The sequence below is a fragment of the Streptomyces griseochromogenes genome (assembly GCF_001542625.1).
GTDB lineage: Bacteria > Actinomycetota > Actinomycetes > Streptomycetales > Streptomycetaceae > Streptomyces > Streptomyces griseochromogenes.
In genome coordinates, this window is sequence record NZ_CP016279.1 from 9,735,164 (window position 1) to 9,753,052 (window position 17,889).

The 17,889-nt window shown below is 71.4% G+C and carries 14 protein-coding genes; 1 reads left to right on the forward strand and 13 read right to left on the reverse strand.

Annotated features, from left to right (window positions below):
* Nucleotides 1-37: 37 nt before the first annotated feature.
* The 10 genes from AVL59_RS55795 to AVL59_RS42475 all read right to left on the reverse strand — a co-directional run bounded on the left by AVL59_RS55795 (nucleotide 38) and on the right by AVL59_RS42475 (nucleotide 11,317).
* Complete coding sequence (locus tag AVL59_RS55795) at nucleotides 38-163, reverse strand: hypothetical protein (protein ID WP_257785146.1); 126 nt, start codon at nucleotides 161-163, stop codon at nucleotides 38-40.
* Complete coding sequence (locus tag AVL59_RS42435) at nucleotides 160-2,469, reverse strand: xanthine dehydrogenase family protein molybdopterin-binding subunit (protein ID WP_067315057.1); 2,310 nt, start codon at nucleotides 2,467-2,469, stop codon at nucleotides 160-162. The genes AVL59_RS55795 and AVL59_RS42435 overlap by 4 nt, the downstream gene beginning before the upstream one ends.
* Entirely contained in the window at nucleotides 2,466-4,277 is a 1,812-nt protein-coding gene (locus AVL59_RS42440) for a 2Fe-2S iron-sulfur cluster-binding protein (RefSeq protein WP_067315059.1), read from the reverse strand. The genes AVL59_RS42435 and AVL59_RS42440 overlap by 4 nt, the downstream gene beginning before the upstream one ends.
* Nucleotides 4,274-5,167, reverse strand: a complete 894-nt coding sequence (locus AVL59_RS42445; protein WP_067315061.1) for an FAD binding domain-containing protein — start codon at nucleotides 5,165-5,167, stop codon at nucleotides 4,274-4,276. The genes AVL59_RS42440 and AVL59_RS42445 overlap by 4 nt, the downstream gene beginning before the upstream one ends.
* A gap of 233 nt (nucleotides 5,168-5,400) precedes the next feature.
* Entirely contained in the window at nucleotides 5,401-7,110 is a 1,710-nt protein-coding gene (locus AVL59_RS42450; protein WP_099053218.1) for a beta-N-acetylhexosaminidase, read from the reverse strand.
* A 4-nt stretch (nucleotides 7,111-7,114) separates the two neighbouring features.
* Nucleotides 7,115-7,960, reverse strand: a complete 846-nt coding sequence (locus AVL59_RS42455) for a carbohydrate ABC transporter permease (protein ID WP_067315062.1) — start codon at nucleotides 7,958-7,960, stop codon at nucleotides 7,115-7,117.
* On the reverse strand, nucleotides 7,957-8,886 hold the full coding sequence (locus tag AVL59_RS42460) for a carbohydrate ABC transporter permease (protein WP_372450409.1): 930 nt from the start codon (nucleotides 8,884-8,886) through the stop codon (nucleotides 7,957-7,959). Before AVL59_RS42460 ends, AVL59_RS42455 begins: the two co-directional genes overlap by 4 nt.
* Before the next feature lie 56 nt (nucleotides 8,887-8,942).
* Nucleotides 8,943-10,235 (reverse strand): extracellular solute-binding protein, encoded by a 1,293-nt coding sequence (locus AVL59_RS42465; protein WP_067315065.1) that lies wholly within the window; start codon nucleotides 10,233-10,235, stop codon nucleotides 8,943-8,945.
* A gap of 198 nt (nucleotides 10,236-10,433) precedes the next feature.
* Nucleotides 10,434-10,715: a DUF3039 domain-containing protein gene (locus AVL59_RS42470; protein ID WP_055707729.1), complete on the reverse strand. Its 282-nt coding sequence runs from the start codon at nucleotides 10,713-10,715 to the stop codon at nucleotides 10,434-10,436.
* A 29-nt stretch (nucleotides 10,716-10,744) separates the two neighbouring features.
* The gene (locus tag AVL59_RS42475; RefSeq protein WP_067315067.1) at nucleotides 10,745-11,317 is read right to left on the reverse strand and encodes a YqgE/AlgH family protein; all 573 of its coding nucleotides are present in this window, start codon (nucleotides 11,315-11,317) and stop codon (nucleotides 10,745-10,747) included.
* 332 nt (nucleotides 11,318-11,649) lie between these two features.
* On the opposite strand from AVL59_RS42475, the gene murA reads away from it, so the two are divergent.
* A complete protein-coding gene (murA, locus tag AVL59_RS42480) occupies nucleotides 11,650-12,990 on the forward strand; it encodes a UDP-N-acetylglucosamine 1-carboxyvinyltransferase (protein ID WP_067315069.1) in 1,341 nt (446 codons plus the stop codon).
* A 168-nt stretch (nucleotides 12,991-13,158) separates the two neighbouring features.
* On the opposite strand, the gene AVL59_RS42485 is transcribed toward murA, so the two are convergent.
* From AVL59_RS42485 to AVL59_RS42495, 3 genes are all read right to left on the reverse strand, one after another.
* Entirely contained in the window at nucleotides 13,159-13,440 is a 282-nt protein-coding gene (locus AVL59_RS42485; protein ID WP_067001509.1) for an HU family DNA-binding protein, read from the reverse strand.
* 272 nt (nucleotides 13,441-13,712) lie between these two features.
* On the reverse strand, nucleotides 13,713-15,128 hold the full coding sequence (locus AVL59_RS42490) for an NAD-dependent malic enzyme (RefSeq protein ID WP_067315070.1): 1,416 nt from the start codon (nucleotides 15,126-15,128) through the stop codon (nucleotides 13,713-13,715).
* A 376-nt stretch (nucleotides 15,129-15,504) separates the two neighbouring features.
* Entirely contained in the window at nucleotides 15,505-17,859 is a 2,355-nt protein-coding gene (locus tag AVL59_RS42495) for a HelD family protein (protein ID WP_067315072.1), read from the reverse strand.
* Nucleotides 17,860-17,889 lie beyond the last annotated feature (30 nt).

A 17,889-nucleotide genomic window follows, 5' to 3' on the forward strand; every position in this document is an offset into this window, starting at 1 on the left:
CCGTTGCGCACGAGGACGGTCCCCCGGCGGCGGTCCCTCAGGTGAAGTAGATGCCGCCGGCGACCACGGCCAGGGCCGCCACGATGAACAGCAGGACCCACAGGAACAACTTGCCGACGCTCGGCGGCGGTTCGTAGCGAGGCTCCTCGGGGGGCGCGGTCACCAGTCCGTCACCACCGCGGCCTGCGGGCGGATCGGGAGGCGGTTGACCGGGCGGCCCGTCGCCGCGCGTACGGCCGAGGCGATCGCCGCCGGGGACGTCACCACCGGGACCGCGCTGACGGACTTGGCGCCGAAGGGGGCGACCACGTCCCGTTCCTCGACCAGCTTCACGATCCGGATGTCCGGTGCGTCCAGGGCGGTCGGCAGGGCGTATCCGGTCAGGTCGGGGTGGCGGATCAGGCCGCGGGGCGTGCGCAGGTTCTCGGTGAGCGCGATGCCCACGCCCTGGGTGACGCCCGCCTCGATGCGCGCGGCCAGCTGCACCGGGTTCAGCACCCGGCCCACGTCCTGGGCGACCGCCAGCTCCACCACCCGTACCGAGCCGAGTTCGATGTCCACGTCCACCACCGCGCGGATCGCGCAGAAGGCCATGCCCACGAAGGCGTCGCCCTGGCCCTCGGCGTTCAGCGGCTCGGTGGGGTGCGGGCGGCACTGGGCCGTGGCCCACAGCTCCTTGCCCTCCATCGCCTCCGTGACGGTCGTCGACAGCACTCCGTCGTACGAGGTGATCTTGCCGTCGGTGATCTGGAGCAGCTCCGTCGACATGCCGAACTTGTGCGCGAGGGGCTGCAGCAGCTGGGTGCGGACCATCTTCGCCGCGCGTTCCACCGCGCCGCCGGAGACCCAGGTGTGGCGGCCGCGGCAGCCTCCGCCGGCCGGCGGCTGGTCGGTGTCGACCGGTGCCACGTGCACCTCGTCGATGCCGAGCGTCTCCTGGACGATCTGCCGGGCCAGCGTGGTGAACCCCTGCCCGGTCTCCACGGCCGCGCACAGCACGGTCGCCACGCCGTCGTGGACCTTCACGGTCGCCGTGGACACCTCGTCGGCGCCCTCCGTGCCGAGCATGTGCACCATGCCCAGGCCGTAGCCGACGCCCCGGCGCACCGCGCCCGGCTCGCCCGCGCCCTCGGGGCCGCCGGGCAGCAGCCACTCCTCCTCCGGGGCGTCCTTGGGCAGGGCCGGGAGGGGGAAGTCACGGACCGCCTGGAGCAGTTCGGCCACCGGTGCCGGGCAGGTCACCGTCTGGCCGATCGGCAGGACGTCGCCGGTCGCGAGCACGTTGCGCAGCCGCAGCTCGGCCGGGTCCTCGCCGAGTTTCTTCGCGAGCTTGTCCATCTGCGCCTCGTAGGCGGCGCAGACCTGCATGGCGCCCTCGCCGCGTACATGGCCGGAGGGCGGGTTGTTGGTGCGTACGGCCCAGCCCTCGATGAAGGCGTTCGGGACGACGTAGGGGCCGCAGGCGAAGGAGACGGCGGCGGCGAGGGCCTCCGCGGAGGTGTCGGCGTACGCGCCCGCGTCCAGCAGGATCTGCGCCTCGACCTTCACCAGCCTGCCCTCGGCGTCGGCGTGGTGGCGGTAGCGCAGGAGGGTCGGGTGGCGGTGGACGTGGCCGAGGAAGGATTCCTCGCGGGTGGCCGTGAGCTTCACCGGGCAGCCGGTCTTGAGCGCGAGCAGGCCGAGCGGGAGCTGGAAGCCCTGGTCCTCGCGGTCGGCGGTGGCACCGGGCACCCCGGTGACGACGATCTTCACCCGATCGGGGGACAGGCCGTAGCAGGCCGCGGCGGTGTTGCGGTCGGCGTGCGGGTCGGTGGAGGCCAGGTACAGCTCCACGCCGCCGTCGGGGCGCGGCACCGCGAGACCGGCCTCGGCGCCGATGGGGGCCGGGTCCTGGCGGCCGATGCGGTACAGGCCCTCGACGACGACCTCGCCCGCCGCGTCCGGGTCGCCGTGGCGCAGCGGGATGTGCCGGATCAGGTTGCCGTCGGGGTGCAGGGGTTCGGCCTCGAACGCCTGCTCGGGGTCGGTCACGGGGTCGAGTACCTCGTACTCGACGATGACGGCGGCGGCGGCCATCCGCGCGGTGTCCGGGTGGTCGGCGGCGACGGCCGCGATGGGCTCGCCGTGGTGCCGTACGACCTCGGAGGCGAACACCGGGCGGTCGGGCGTGCCCCGGCCGTGGCGGGGGGTGCCGGGTACGTCCTCGTGGGTGACGACGGCCCGTACGCCGGGCATCTCGCGCGCGTGGCTGGTGTCGATGGACACGATGCGCGCGTGTGCGTGCGGGGAGCGCAGCACGGCTGCCCACAGCAGGCCCTCGGCCCACAGGTCGGCCGCGTACGGGAAGGTGCCCTCGGTCTTGGCGCGGGCGTCGGCGTGCGGCAGGGAGGCGCCGAGACCGTGCGGGAGCGCGTCGGTGGCGGGGGCCGCTTCCGCGGTGGTGGTCGCGGTGGCCGCTTCGTTGCTCACGCCTGGCCTCCGTCCTGGCCGTAGTGCTGGTCGTGCGGTCCTGGTGTACCGAAGGTGCCGGGGCTGTCGAAGACTCCGGGCGACTCGAACGCCGACGGGTTGACGCCACCGGAGCCCGGGCCCGCCTGGTGCGGAATACGTGCCTCTTCGCCGTCCGTCTCGGCGTCGGGAGCGGTGTGGTGGGTCTCGCGTTCGGCGACGACCTCCTGGACGGCTTCCAGGACTCCCCGGTAGCCGGAGCAACGGCACAGGTTGCCGCACAGGGCCTGCCGGGTCTCCAGCTCGGTCGGCGCCGGGTTGCCCTCCAGCAGGTCGTGCACGGTCATCGCCATGCCCGGCACGCAGAAGCCGCACTGCACGGCACCGCACCGGGCGAGGGCGCGCTGCACGTCGGAGGGCTGTCCGTCGGCGGCCAGGCCCTCGACGGTGCGGACCTCGCTGCCGGCCGCGGTGACCGCCGGGACCAGGCAGGAGGCCACCAGGCGCCCGTCGACCTGCACGTTGCAGGCGCCGCACTCGCCCTGCGAGCAGCCGTCCTTGGCCCCGGCGAGGCCGAGCCGTTCCCGCAGGACGTACAGCAGGGACTCGCCGATCCAGGCGTCGGTGACGGGGCGGTCGGTGCCGTTGACGCTCAGGACGTAGGAGGCCAGGGGGTGGTCGTCGTGCGGGGCGAGGGCGGCCGGGGCGGGGTCCTCGGAAGTGTCTTGCTCCGGCTGCTCCGACTGTTCCGGCTGCTCCGGCGCTGCCGGGGCGTCCGGCGTGTCGTGGGTTTCGGAGGATTCCGGCGGGACATCGGGTCCGGGCGTGTCTGCCGAGGGCGCGGTGTCGTGCGCGGCCGTGTCGTGCGTCGCCGCCGTGCCGACCGGGCCTGTCGGGCCGGCCGGGTCCGGTGCGTCGGCCGTGACAGCCGTTCCCACGGCCTGTGGCGCGTGCTCCGGCTCGGCGGCCCCGTCGTGGGCTGCCGGGCCGTCAGCGGGGCCTTCAGGGGCCTGCGCGGGGCTGTGGCCGCCGCTCGGGGCGGGCGCCGCCGACCCGGCCTGGGGCTCGTCCGTGCCGGACGCGTGGCCGGGGTGCGCGGGAGCGGGGCCGGCCTCGGGTGCGGGCCGGGGCCCGTGCTCGGCCGGACGCCCGGTGTACGCCGTCGGGGGCGCGAAGCCCTCGGACGCGGGCGCTCCGGGCGCCGCGGAGGTGTCGGCCGGGTGCGGGTGGCCCGACGGGCCCGCCCCGGCGGGATCGCCCTGCCGCGGTGCCGCCTCCGGCTGCGCCCACGGCTGTCCCGCGCCCTCCGTCGCCCAGGGCGCGGGCGCGCCGCCGGGGAGGGTGGCCGGCGGGGTGCCGCCCCATTGCTCGACCAGCGAGGACGTGGTGAACTCGCCCGATTCGTCCGGAAGGTCGCCTCCGGCGACCGGGATCGACCACTGGCCGGTGACGTCGTGTCCGGGGGCGGACGGGGCCGCGGGCTCCTCGAAGGTCCACTGCTGGGTGGCGCCGGGGTGGTACGCGAACCGGTCGTCCGCGGCCTGATCCTGGGGCACGGCGTTCGGGTCGGGCCACTGGTGGCCGTCGGCCGGCACCGTCCAGGTGCCGGTGGCGGCCGGGTCGTCCGACCCGCCGCTCACCGTTATCGGCGGCGGCACATAGCCGTGGCCGGGTGCGGCCAGGGGACTGTCACCGGACAGCAGGGCGTCGATGCCGCCCTCGGGGAGCTTGACGAAGGCGGTGGCGCCGTCGTCGTAGTCGCCCTGGGGCAGCGGGTTCCAGCGGCCGCCGCCCTGGGGCGCGCTCTCTCCGTGCTGGTCGTCGGTCACGACAGCGCCCTCCCCAGTGCTCGTCGGGCCAGCGCGGCGACGGTGCGCCGCAGGTGCAGTACGGCGGGCGGAAGCGGCGCCACGGAGCCGTCCGGCTCGGGGGCCGGGTCGGGGATGCACGCCGCGGCGACGTACTCCCCGAAGGCGTTCAACGCCTCCGGGACGAGCGCGCGGTCGTTGTCCCAGTCGATCAGCCCGGCGACCCATTGCTCGGCCTCCAGAGGCCTGAGCGGCATCGGCGCTATGGCACCCACCGCACAGCGCACCCCGCGCCGGGCCGGGTCGAGCACCAGGGCCACGGAAGCCACCGCGCGGCCGGGGCCGGTGCGTCCGGTCGCCTTCAGGAAGACCTGCGGGGCGTGCAGCAGGGGCACGCGCACGAAGCCGATGAGTTCGCCGCCGCGCAGCATCTCCACGCCGGCCAGCAGGTGCGAGACCGGGATCTCCCGGCCGGCCCCGCCCGGGCCCGCGATGATCAGCGTCGCCTCCAGGGCGGCGAGGACCGGCAGTGCGTCGCCCGTGGGCGCGGCCGAGGCGATGTTGCCGCCCAGGGTGCCCGCGTTGCGGATGTGCGGCGGGCCCGCGGCGCGCGCGGCGGCGGCGAGCGCCGGGATCAGGGCCGCGAAGTCGGGGCGGCCCATGCGCGCGTGCGTGAGACCCGCGCCGAGCAGTGCGTGGCCGTCCTGGTACTGCCAGCCGCGGATCTCGCTGATCCGCCCGAGACCCACCAGGGCCGCCGGCCTGAGCTGACCTGAGTTGACGGCGGCCATCAGGTCGGTGCCGCCCGCAACGGGGACTGCCGTGGGCATGGCGGTGAGGGCCGCCACGGCCTCGTCCAGCGTCGTGGGCAGCGTGACGGCCTGCGCCGCCTGCGGTGCGTGCGTGGTCAAACCGGCTGCCCCTTCCCGCTGCCCCACCTGGTCCCACCTGTGTGGCCGTACGGTACGTGCTCACAGGGCGGACGTGGCAACTCTGGCACATCTTCGCAAGGGCCGAACGCGGGGGTCCGCTAGGAGGCATTCGCCCACCTCGTCGGGGAGATGGTCCGTTTTCGCACGTCATCACCACTGCGCACGAATTGCCACTCTTCGGGGACCATTCTGTGGTTTTTCCACTATGTGTTCTACAGGTCTGTCCCGGGTGTCCACGGGTTCGGGACCGGCCCCTCCAGCGGGCGGCCCGGCACACCGGGGCGCCGCTGCCAGGGCCGGGGCCCGGCCGGTGGCCGATAGGCGACGCCGAGGGCGTCAAGTCGCCGGTAGTGGGCGGCCATCCGGCGCTCGAAGTCCGCGAAGTCCCGCTCCGGCGGGGCGGGCAGCCTGCTCCAGGCGACCTCGGCGAAGGCGGCGAGCCTGGGGAAGGTCTGGTAGTCCACGCGCGCGGCGTCCTCCATCGCCTCGGTCCAGACGTTGGCCTGGGTGCCCAGCACGTGCCGGGCGTCCTCCTCGGTGAGTTGGGGCGGCACGGGCTCGAACCGGTAGACGTCCTCCAGGGTGCGTACGAAGCCGATCGGCACGGGCTCGTCCTCGCCCGGGGCCTGCCGGTGATCCAGGTAGACGTGCTGCTCAGGGCACATGACGACGTCGTGTCCGGCCCGTGCGGCGGCGATGCCGCCCCCGTACCCGCGCCAGGAGGACACGGCGGCGCCCGGGGCCAGCCCGCCCTCCAGGATCTCGTCCCAGCCGATGAGGCGGCGCCCGCGCGCGGCGAGCCACCGGTCGAAGTGTCCGATGAACCAGGACTGCAACTCGTCCTCGCCGGCGAGGCCCAGTTCCGTGATGCGGGTCTTGGCGGTCACCGACTCGCGCCACTGGTCCTTGCGGCATTCGTCGCCGCCGACGTGGACGAAGGCCGAGAACTCGGCAGCGTCCGCCGGGAACAGCTCCAGGACTTCCTCGAACACCTCCTCGTAGAAGCGCAGGGTGGTGTCAGTGGGGGCGAGTACGTTCGAAGAGATCCCCCAGGTGTCCCAGACGGTGAGGGCGGTGGTGTCGATGACGTCGGTGTTGCCGAGTTCCGGATACGCGGCGACGGCGGCCTGCGAGTGGCCCGGCACGTCGATTTCCGGGACGACGCTGATATGCCGCTCGGCGGCGTAGGCGACGATCTCCCGGATGTCGTCCTGGGTGTAGTAACCGCCGTGCGGCTTCTGGTCCCACAGCGGCGAGGCACGGTGACCGAATTTCGTCCGCGCCCGCCAGGAGGCGACCTCGGTCAGTCTGGGGTGGCGCCGGATCTCGATCCGCCAGCCCTGGTCGTCCGTCAGATGGAAGTGGAAGACGTTGAGTTTGTGCGCGGCCATCAGGTCCAGGTAGCGCAGGACGCCTTCCTTGGGCATGAAGTGCCGGGCGACGTCGAGCATGAGGCCGCGCCAGCGGAAACGGGGAGCGTCGTGGACGGTGACCGCGGGAAACTCCCACTCCCTCCGGCCGGTGACGGGGGCCCGCCGGAATGCCTCCGGCCCGAGGAGCTGACGGAAGGTCTGCGCGCCCCAGAACAGGCCGGCCTCGCTCGCGCCGTCGATGGCGATGAGATACCCGTCCGCGCACAGCCGGTAGGCCTCGGGGCTGCCGAGTCCGGCCGCGAGCGAGGGGATGATCCGCAGCAGAATGCGGTTCCCGCTGGTGCGGTGGGGGTGCAGCGGGAGTCCGGTCGCCGCGCCGACGGTCGAGCGCAGCCACCGCGCGACCCGTTCGGTGCCCTCGGTGGCCTCGATCTCGGTGTCCGCGTCGACGACGTATCCGGTGCCGCCGCCGGGCAGCGAGGCCGAGACGCGGCCCGGCGCCGGGATCAGCGCCACATCGGGTTCCGGGAAAAGGGGCTTGTCGCTCATGACCTCAGTCCTTGACCGCTCCGCCCAGTCCAGAGACCAGGCGTCGTTGTACGAGTACGAAGAAGACCAGCACCGGAATCGTCATCACCGTGGAGGCCGCCATGACCCCGCCCCAGTCCGGCTCGTCCGGCTTGTAGAACACCAGCAGGGCCATCGGCAGGGTCGACTGCGAGGTGTCGCTGATGATGAAGGACTTGGCGAACAGGAAGTCGTTCCAGGCCGAGATGAAGGAAAACACGCTCGTGGCCACCAGGCCGGGGAAGACGAGCGGGAAAAGGATCTGCCAGAGGAATCGTCCGCGGCTCGCCCCGTCCAGGTACGCGGCCTCCTCCAGCGCCTCCGGCACCGCTTTCACGAACCCCCTCAGCATCCAGATCGCGAAGGGCAGCGAGAAGGCGATGTGAGGCAGGATCAGCGAGCCGAGGGTGTTCAGCTGGCCGGCGTCCCGCATGAGGAAGAACAGGGGGATGGTGAGGGCTTCCACGGGCACCGTCTGGGCCACCAGAAACATGATCAGCAAGGTGGTCCGAAAGCGGAAACGGAATCGTGTGACGGCGGTCGCGGCGAGAAACGCGATCACCGCGGAGACGGCCACGACGGTGCCCGAGACGATGAGGCTGTTGGCGAAGTAACGGCCGAATTCCTGCTGCCCGAAGACCCGCCGGAAGGCGTCCAGGGACGGCGAGAGCGTCCACGGCCGGGGCCGGTCGGACTCGATCTCGCCGGCCGGTTCAAAGGCGCTCAGCACCATCCAGTACAGCGGGAAGGCGACGGCGGCGGCGATCAGCAGGGCCGAGACCTCCGCGGCCAACCGCCACGGACGCTGCACACGCACCCGAAGAAGATTCACAGCTCCTCCCCCTGCCGGCGCAGCAGCCGCAGGTACACCAGCGTCACGGCGAGCAGGATCAGCAGCATCACCACGCCGATCGCCGAGCCGAGACCGTACTGGGAGGAGGCGAACGCCTGTTGGTAGGCGTACACGTTCAGCACCAGGTTCTGGCCCGCGATGCCGCCGCCGTTCGTGATGACGTAGATCTGCGTGAAGACCTTGAAGTCCCAGATGACCGACTGGATCGTGACGACGGTGAGGATCGGCCGGAGCATCGGCGCGAGCACCGAGCGCCAGATCCGCCACTGCGAGGCGCCGTCCAGGGCCGCGGCCTCCAGCACCTCGGACGGTACGGCGCGGATCCCGGCGTAGACCGTCACCATCACGAAGGGGAAGGAGCACCAGACCACTTCGAGCAGGACGAGGAAGAAGGCGCTGTAGCGCCCGTACGTCCACGAGTGGTCGCCCAGCCCCAGGACCCGGTTGACGGGCCCGAAGTCCGGGTCGAACAGGAAGAGCCACACCGTGGAGCCGGTGACGGCCGGGGTCGCCCAGGCACCGAGCGCCGCGAGCATCAGCGCCAGCCGGGGTACGGCACGCACCCGCGTGAGCAGCACGGCGAGCGCACAGCCGACGACGAGGGTGGAGACGACACAGGCCCCGGCGAACACCACGGTGGCCAGCAGCACCTGCCAGAACTGACTGTCGGAGAAGAGATCGGCGTAGTTGCCGGCGCCGCGGAAAGCGGCCGGTTCCCCTCCACTGACCTGTGCCTGGGTGTAGCGGAAGAGGGAGATCAGGCCGAGCTGGTAGACGGGATAGACGAGCAGACCGCCGAGGACGACGAGCGCGGGCGCGAGATACAGCCAGGGTGTCCAGCCGACGCCACGCTCCAAGGGGCGCGGGGCTGTGACGTCCGCGGCTCCGCCGCGTGGGCGCGGCACGCCACGCACGACCCGCACCCGCCGGCGATCCCCGACTCCCGCCCCCTGGGGCGCCGTCACCCCGCGGACCCGAACGCGGCGTCCATCTTCTTCGCCGCCCCCTCAGCGGCCGCGTCCACACTCTTCTTGCCGCTGATCACCTCCTGGAACATCGTCGGCAGCACCAGCGAGGAGTCGATCTGCGACCATGCGGGCGAGACGGGCACGAACTTCGTGCCGGACGCGAGTGTCCGCACGAACGGCTTCACGAAGGGCTGCCGCGCGGCCGCCTGGTCGCGGACGTCGGTGAAGGTCGGCAGGAAACCCATCGCGTCGAACAGGGCGGACTGCGTCTTCTTGGAGGCCAGCCGCTCCATGAGGTCCACGGCGAGGGTGCGGTGGGAGGTGCTCTTCAGGACGCCGATGTTGTTGCCGCCCGCGAAGGCCGGGGCGACGGAGCCGGAGGTCACGCCCGGCAGCGGTACGACCGCGTACTTGCCCTTGACCTTTCCGGCCTCCACCGCCGCGTGGCTGAAGTCACCGCCGATCGCCATCCCGGCCTTGCCCGCGGCGAACGCGGTCACCGTGTCGTTGCCGCCCATGCCCGCGCACTTGGCGGCGGGACAGTTGTCGGCGGAGAAGAGGGACGTGTAGGCCTTGATGCCCTTGCGGGCCGCGGCGCTGTCGAGGGCCGAGGCGTACGAGCCGCCCTTGCCGTCGGCCAGCTCGCCGCCGTTCGCCCAGAGGAACGGCATGGCCCCGTAGGTGTAGGCGCCGCCGACGACCAGGCCGTACAGATCGGGTTTCGCGGCGCGGATCGCACGGGCCGTGGTGGCCAGCTCGGCCAGGGACGTCGGCGGTTTCAGGCCGAGTTCCCCGAAGACGTCGGTGCGGTAGTACAGGGCGCGGACGCCGACGTAGAAGGGCGCGCCGTAGACTTTTGCGTCCACGGTGACCGACTGCCGGGCCGTCGGGTCGGTGCTCTTCGCCTCGCTCCAGGCGGAGAAGTCCTTGGTGACGTCGAGGAGTCCGCCGTCGTGGACGTAGCCGGCCGTGTCGGTGTTGCCGTACTCGATGACGTCGGGCGCGGAGGCCGGGTCGTTGAAGGCGGCCTTGACGCGCTGGGCGCGGGTCTCGACCGGGATGTACTCGACGTCGATCTCGGTGTTCTTGTGGGCCTTCTCGAAGCCGGCGACGACCGTGTCGACGATCTTCTTCTTCGGCGCGTTGCCGACCTCCTGGAAGAGCCAGACCCTCAGGGTTCCGGTCTTCTCGTCCTTGTCGGAGGAGGAGTTGGAGGAGGACTGCGGGGCGCAGGCGGTGGCGACGACGAGGGTGAGCAGTGCGGCGAGTGGGGCGGACAGCTTCATGGAGCGTTCCTCCGGAGAGTGTGCGTTGCAACATGCGCAATGACTGTTTCACTCTGCACAACACCACGGAGGCTATGGACAACATGAACATGCCGACAAGAGGCTCCACCACCTTGTGACCAGAAAACACAAAGGCCCCCGGGACACGCCTCGGCGTGTCCCGGGGGCCCTGCGGTGTTCAGGCGGGCGGCAGACCCCTTACTTCTTGTCGCCGCCCTTGTCGTCGCCACCGCTGCCCATGGAGTCGTAGATCTCCTTGCACATGGGACATACGGGGTACTTCTTCGGGTCGCGGCCCGGGACCCACACCTTGCCGCACAGCGCCACGACGGGGGTGCCGTCGAGGGCGCTCGCCATGATCTTGTCCTTCTGGACGTAGTGGGCGAAGCGCTCGTGGTCGCCGTCGCCGTGGGACACCTGTGGCGTCGGCTCTACGAGGGTCCCCGTACCAGTCCCGCGCTCGGGCTCAAGAGTGCTCATACCAGCCAGGGTACTGAAGCGCACAGGGATCAGTTGAGTGAAGGGTCGTCCGGATACGTGGCGACCATCGCCAGTTCGTTCCGCTGGCGGCGCAGGACCTCGCGCCACAGTCGCTCCGGGGCCGGCGAGGACACGTCCCCCGGCTCGGACTCGACGACGTACCAGGCGCCTTCCACCAGCTCGTCCTCCAGCTGGCCGGGGCCCCAGCCGGCGTAGCCGGCGAAGATTCTCAGGGAGCCGAGGGCCGAGGCGAGCAGCTCCGGCGGGGCTTCGAGATCCACCAGACCGATCGCGCCGTGCACGCGCCGCCAGCCGAGCGGGGCACGGTCGCTGTTCGCGCCACCCGGGATGACCGCGACGCCGAGCGCCGAGTCCAGCGAGACGGGGCCTCCCTGGAAGACCACACCGGGCTCGCCCGCGAGATCGGCCCAGCCCTCCAGGATGTCGCCCACGTCCACCGGGGTGGGACGGTTGAGGACGACACCGAGCGAGCCCTCCTCGTCGTGGTCGAGAAGGAGCACCACCGCGCGGTCGAAGTTCGGGTCCGCCAGGGCGGGCGTGGCCACGAGCAGCCGCCCTGTGAGCGAGGACACCTCGGTCATGCCAGACATGATCCCGCATCTTTCCCCGGAGTGGGGAGCCAATCGGGGTGTGGGGGTGAACGCAGCTTGAATCGGGTCGTGCGCCCCGAAAGGGCCTCGTTCGGGGCGGTGGCGGGAGACGGGCGGGCGCAGCGGGGCGGCCCGGACGCGCACACCTTCGACGGTGACCCCATGTGCCCGATTGGGAACGGTTCGTGTTGTGACACAGCTATGACGCGGCTGGATGGTACTTGGGCTTACGGGAGGGGGGTGAACGGCGATTACCCTGTCTCTCCGGCCCCCGCGCAAAGTGATCGGCCGGCCCCTGCCCGACTCATCGGAACGCGAGATACATGACCGTCAACGACGATGTCCTGCTTGTCCACGGCGGAACCCCGCTGGAGGGTGAGATCCGTGTCCGCGGTGCGAAGAACCTCGTACCCAAGGCCATGGTCGCCGCCCTGCTGGGCAGCGGGCCGAGTCGACTGCGCAACGTTCCGGACATCCGTGACGTGCGTGTCGTACGCGGCCTGCTCCAGCTGCACGGGGTGACGGTGCGTCCGGGCGAAGAGCCCGGTGAACTGGTGATGGACCCGACCCACGTCGAGAGCGCGAACGTCGCCGACATCGATGCCCACGCGGGTTCGAGCCGTATCCCCATCCTGTTCTGCGGTCCCCTGCTGCACCGTCTCGGCCACGCGTTCATTCCCGGCCTCGGCGGCTGCGACATCGGCGGCCGGCCCATCGACTTCCACTTCGACGTGCTGCGGCAGTTCGGCGCGACGATCGAGAAGCGCGCGGACGGACAGTACCTGGAGGCTCCGCAGCGGCTGCGCGGTACGAAGATCCGGCTGCCGTACCCGTCCGTCGGCGCGACCGAGCAGGTGCTGCTGACGGCCGTACTGGCCGAGGGCGTCACGGAGTTGTCCAACGCGGCCGTCGAGCCGGAGATCGAGGACCTGATCTGCGTTCTGCAGAAAATGGGCGCGATCATCGCGATGGACACCGACCGCACGATCCGCATCACCGGTGTGGACAAGCTCGGCGGCTACACCCACCGCGCCCTGCCGGACCGTCTGGAGGCCGCGTCCTGGGCTTCCGCGGCCCTCGCGACCAACGGCAACATCTACGTCCACGGCGCCCAGCAGCGCTCGATGATGACGTTCCTGAACACCTACCGGAAGGTGGGCGGTGCCTTCGAGATCGACGACGAGGGCATCCGCTTCTGGCACCCGGGCGGCCAGCTGAAGTCCATCGCGCTGGAGACGGACGTGCACCCCGGCTTCCAGACCGACTGGCAGCAGCCGCTGGTGGTGGCCCTGACGCAGGCGACGGGCCTGTCCATCATCCACGAGACGGTGTACGAGTCCCGGCTCGGCTTCACCTCGGCGCTGAACCAGATGGGCGCTCACATCCAGCTCTACCGCGAGTGCCTGGGCGGTTCCGACTGCCGCTTCGGCCAGCGCAACTTCCTGCACTCCGCGGTCGTCTCGGGCCCGACCCGGCTGCAGGGCGCCGACCTGGTCATCCCCGACCTGCGCGGCGGCTTCTCGTACCTGATCGCGGCCCTGGCCGCCGAGGGCACCTCCCGCGTCCACGGCATCGAGCTGATCAACCGCGGCTACGAGAACTTCATGGAGAAGCTCATGGAGCTGGGCGCCAAGGTCGAGCTGCCCGGCAAGGCACTCGGCTAGGCCTCAGGAACGGCGAACGGGCGGCTCCCCTGGTGACAGGGGAGCCGCCCGTTTCGGCGTCTTCGGCTGGAGCGCGCCCCAAAGGGGCGCGGGGAACTGCGCGACCAGCCGCAACTGGCCCGCAGTCACCCACCGCGCTCAGTGGGCCGGCGCTCCAGAGCGGAGCGCTTACTTGCCCTTGGCCGCTTCCTTGAGCTTCGAGCCCGCGGAGACCTTCACGCTGTAGCCGGCCGGGATGTTGATGGGCTCACCGGTCTGCGGGTTGCGCGCGGTACGAGCGGCACGGTGGGTGCGCTCGAAGGTCAGGAAGCCGGGGATGGTGACCTTCTCGTCGCCCTTGGAGACGATGTCGCCGACGACCTCGGCGAACGCGGCCAGAACGGCGTCGGCGTCCTTGCGGGTCACCTCGGCGCGGTCGGCCAGCGCGGCCACCAGCTCACTGCGGTTCATGTTGTTACTCCCGTGTTCTTCTTGCCGTTGAGGCGTGAGGTGAGAATCGATGCCGATGCGCTCGCGCCCAGGGACGCATCCTGCCCCTACCTGCGGCGGGAAAGCCAATCCGGCACCCGTAGGAGTCGTGAGAACACCCTAGGGAGTCACACGAAAAGCGCCCGCTCGGCCGTCACCCTAGAGGTCTCCCGCCGCCCTCGGGTTCCGCGACGCGCCGGTGCAGGGGCCGCCGTGGCGATCCTCACAGCCCCTGCACAGTAGGGCACGAGCGCCTAGGACGCGGTCCCGACGGCCTTCGCGGCCTCGCGGACCGCACCGGCCACCGCGCCCGCGACCTTGTCGTTGAAAACGCTCGGAATGATGTAGTTGGGGTTCAGCTCGTCCTCGGTCACCACGTCGGCCAGAGCCTTTGCGGCGGCGAGCATCATCTCGGTGTTGACCGTACGGGACTGAGCGTCCAGCAGGCCGCGGAAGACACCCGGGAAGACCAGCACGTTGTTGATCTGGTTCGGGAAGTCGGAGCGGCCGGTGGCCACAACAGCGGCCGTCTGACGGGCGATTGCGGGGTCGACCTCGGGATCCGGGTTCGCAAGCGCGAACACGATCGCGCCCTCCGCCATGGCGGCCACGTCGTCGCCGTCGAGAACGTTCGGGGCGGAGACGCCGATGAACACGTCGGCGCCGTGCACGGCCTCCTTCAGGGTGCCGGTGAGGCCCTCGGGGTTGGTGTTGTCGGCGATCCAGCGCAGCGGGGAGTCGGACGGGGCGTCCACCAGGTCCTCGCGGCCGGAGTGCACGACACCGTGGATGTCGGCGACGACGGCGTTCTTCAGGCCCGCCGCGAGCAGCAGCTTGAGGATGGCCGTACCGGCCGCGCCGGCGCCGGACATGACGACGCGGATGTTCTCGATCGCCTTGCCCGCGACGCGAAGTGCGTTGGTCAGGGCGGCGAGGACGACGATCGCGGTCCCGTGCTGGTCGTCGTGGAAGACGGGGATGTCGAGGGCCTCGCGCAGCCGGGCCTCGATCTCGAAGCAGCGGGGCGCGGAGATGTCCTCCAGGTTGATGCCGGCGAAGCCGGGGGCGATCGCCTTGACGATCTCGACGATGGCGTCGGTGTCCTGGGTGTCCAGGCACAGCGGCCAGGCGTCGATGCCGGCGAAGCGCTTGAAGAGGGCCGCCTTGCCCTCCATGACGGGCAGCGCGGCCTTGGGGCCGATGTTGCCGAGGCCCAGCACCGCGGAGCCGTCCGTCACGACCGCAACGGAGTTGCGCTTGATGGTGAGGCGGCGGGCGTCCTCGGGGTTCTCGGCAATCGCCATGCAGACGCGGGCCACACCCGGCGTGTAGACCATGGAGAGGTCGTCACGGTTGCGGATGGGGTGCTTGGACTGCATCTCGATCTTGCCGCCGAGGTGCATGAGGAACGTACGGTCGGAGACCTTGCCGAGCGTGACGCCCTCGATACCGCGGAGTTTCTCGACGATCTCGTCGGCGTGCGCGGTCGAGGTGGCCGCGATGGTGACGTCGATGCGGAGCTTCTCATGGCCGGACGCGGTGACGTCGAGGCCCGTGACCGAGCCTCCGGAGGACTCCACGGCGGTGGTGAGCTGCGAGACGGCGGTTCCGCTCGCGGGCACCTCCAGCCGGATGGTCATCGAGTAGGAGACGCTGGGCGCCGTTGCCATGGCCGACTTCCTCTGCTTTCACCGTGTCGCGAATTGTGCCGTCCGATCGTCGCACCTACCCGTGAGTACCTGATAGTCGCCCTGGATTGCGGACGTTTTGTTCACGGCAGGCGCATGGTTTCGGAAAATTGATTCCACCATACGAGAAGCGATCAGGTGGTGGAAGAGGCCGGCCAGGCAAAGAAAGAGGCCCACGTCACATCAGTGACGTGGGCCTCTCACACGTTCATGACACCGACCCGCCATGCTCGCCTCGCGGCAAGGGGTCCCTCGCAGGGACAAAGGTTGGGCCCGGGGGCTTGGATCGAGCCGGTGCCACACCAAGGCTAACAAACGGATCCCGTACGGCCATTCCCATCGGCGCGGTTCACAGGATTCAGTCCCGCAGGAGGTCCGGCACCCCCGCCCCGTCCGGCTCGTCCCGCACGCCGGAGACCACCGTGAGCTGCTGGGTGGCGCGGGTCAGCGCCACGTACAGCACGCGCAGGCCTGCCGGGGACTCGTCCGCGATCTCCGCCGGGGACACCACGATCGTCGCGTCGTACTCCAGGCCCTTGGCCTCCAGGCTGCCGAGTGCCACCGCCCGGTCGCCGAGCCCGGCCAGCCAGCGCCGGGCCTCCTCGCGCCGGTTCATCGCGACGACCACGCCGACCGTGCCGTCCACCAGCCCGAGGAGGTCCTCGGCCGCCCGGCGCACGGTCTGCTCGAGGGAGTCCCCGGCGACCACGAAACGCGGCTCGACCCCGGTGGACCGTACGGCGGACGGCGCCTGGGAGCCCGGCATGGCGAGAGCCAGGACCTTGGCGGCCAGCTCGGCGATCTCGGACGGGTTGCGGTAGTTCACGGTGAGCTGGAAGCGGCGCCGGGGACGGGTGCCGAGGGCCTCGTCGCGGGCCTCGGCCGCCTCGTCCGGGTCGGACCAGGAGGACTGGGCCGGGTCGCCGACGACCGTCCAGGTGGCGTGCCGGCCGCGCCGGCCGACCATGCGCCACTGCATCGGCGTGAGGTCCTGTGCCTCGTCCACGATGACGTGCGCGTACTCGGTGCGCTCCTGTGCGAGCCGTTCGGCCCGCTCGCGCTGGGTCTCCTCGCGCACCGGCATCAGCTCCTCCAGGCCGGTGAGCTGGTCCAGCGGGTCCATCTCGCGCTTCTTCTTCGGCCGGGCCGGGGCGCCGAGGACCGCCTGGAGCTCGTCGAGCATGGCGATGTCGTGCACGGAGTACCCGTCCCGCTTCAGCGAGCGGGCGACCTTGCGGACCTCGCCGGGGTTGAGGATCCGGCGGGCCCAGCGGCCGAGCCGCCGCTCGTCCGCCATGGCGGCGAGAACCCCCTTGGGGGTGAGCTCGGGCCACCAGGCGTCCAGGAAGGCGATGAAGGCGTCCTCGGTCGTGACGTCGTCGTCGAAGGAGGAGCGCAGCTCGGCGGCCAGTTCGGGGTCGCTGTGCCGGGAGGCCGAGCCGGACTTCGCCCACAGGGCGTCCAGGAGCAGCCTGCGGGCGCGCGGGCGGAGCAGATTGACCGGTGCGGTGCCGCCGAGGGCGGTACGGCGGATACGTTCCAGCTCACCGGCCTCCAGCTCGAGGCGGCGGCCGAAGGCGACGACGCGCAGGCGGGACGGGGGACCGTCGAAGGCCCGGCGCTCGCTGTCCTCGTCCAGGGCGAGCTGCCCCGCCGGAGCGGCCGGCCCCAGCTCCAGCGCGCCCCGGGCGACCTTCCGCAGTACCTTCAGCATCCGGTAGGAGCCCTTGGCGCGGGCCACGGACGGGGAGTCGTAGAGCGTGGCCTCCGCACCGACGGCGTCCACGGCGAGTGATCCGATCGCGCGGATGGCGACCTGGCCCTCCTCGCCGAGCGAGGGCAGCACGCCCTCGGTGTAGGCCACCAGCAGCGGGGTCGGCGAGACGATCAGGATGCCCCCCGCGTAGCGTCTGCGGTCCTGGTAGAGCAGATAGGCGGCGCGGTGCAGGGCGACCGCCGTCTTGCCGGTACCGGGACCGCCCTCGACATACGTCACGGAGGCGGCGGGGGCGCGGATGACCAGGTCCTGCTCGGCCTGGATGGAGGAGACGATGTCCCGCATGGTGTGGGTGCGGGCCTGGCCGAGCGCGGCCATCAGGGCGCCGTCGCCGATGGCGGGCAGCTTGCGGCCGTCGAGGAAGGCGGTCAGCTCGGGGCGCATCAGGTCGTCCTCGACCCCGAGGACCCGGCGGCCCTTGGAGCGGATGACCCGGCGCCGCACGACCCGGCCGGGATCGACGGGGGTCGAGCGGTAGAAGGGGGCGGCGGCGGGCGCCCGCCAGTCGATCACCAGCGGGGCGTAGTCCTCGTCGAGCACGCCGATCCGGCCGATGTGCAGGGTCTCGGCGATGTCGGCGGTGTTGTCCGGGCGGACCACGCCCTCGGCGGGCTCGACCGCCGTGTACGCCCCGTCGGGGCCCTTCTTGCCGTCCTTGCCGAGGAGCAGGTCGATCCGTCCGAAGAGGAAGTCCTCGAACTCGTTGTTGAGCCGGTTGAGGTGGACACCGGCCCGGAAGACCTGGGCGTCCCGCTCGGCGAGCGCGCCCGGCGTGCCGACCTGGCCGCGCTTGGCCGCGTCGTTCATGAGGAACTCCGCCTCGTGGATCTTTTCCTCGAGACGTCGGTACACCCGGTCGAGGTGTTCCTGTTCGACGCTGATCTCCCGGTCCCGAACCGAGTCGACCGCGGTTTCCTGCTGAGCCTGAGCGGCCACCGGGCCCCCTTCTGACGTGCTGGGCAGCCG

Coding starts and splice junctions, on each gene's coding strand:
- AVL59_RS42450 (WP_099053218.1), bottom strand. CDS start 7,110: ATGAGCGACAAGCCCCTTTTCCCGGAACCCGATGTGGCGCTGATCCCG.
- AVL59_RS42465 (WP_067315065.1), bottom strand. CDS start 10,235: ATGAAGCTGTCCGCCCCACTCGCCGCACTGCTCACCCTCGTCGTCGCC.
- AVL59_RS42470 (WP_055707729.1), bottom strand. CDS start 10,715: ATGAGCACTCTTGAGCCCGAGCGCGGGACTGGTACGGGGACCCTCGTA.
- AVL59_RS42475 (WP_067315067.1), bottom strand. CDS start 11,317: ATGACCGAGGTGTCCTCGCTCACAGGGCGGCTGCTCGTGGCCACGCCC.
- murA (WP_067315069.1), top strand. CDS start 11,650: ATGACCGTCAACGACGATGTCCTGCTTGTCCACGGCGGAACCCCGCTG.
- AVL59_RS42485 (WP_067001509.1), bottom strand. CDS start 13,440: ATGAACCGCAGTGAGCTGGTGGCCGCGCTGGCCGACCGCGCCGAGGTG.
- AVL59_RS42490 (WP_067315070.1), bottom strand. CDS start 15,128: ATGGCAACGGCGCCCAGCGTCTCCTACTCGATGACCATCCGGCTGGAG.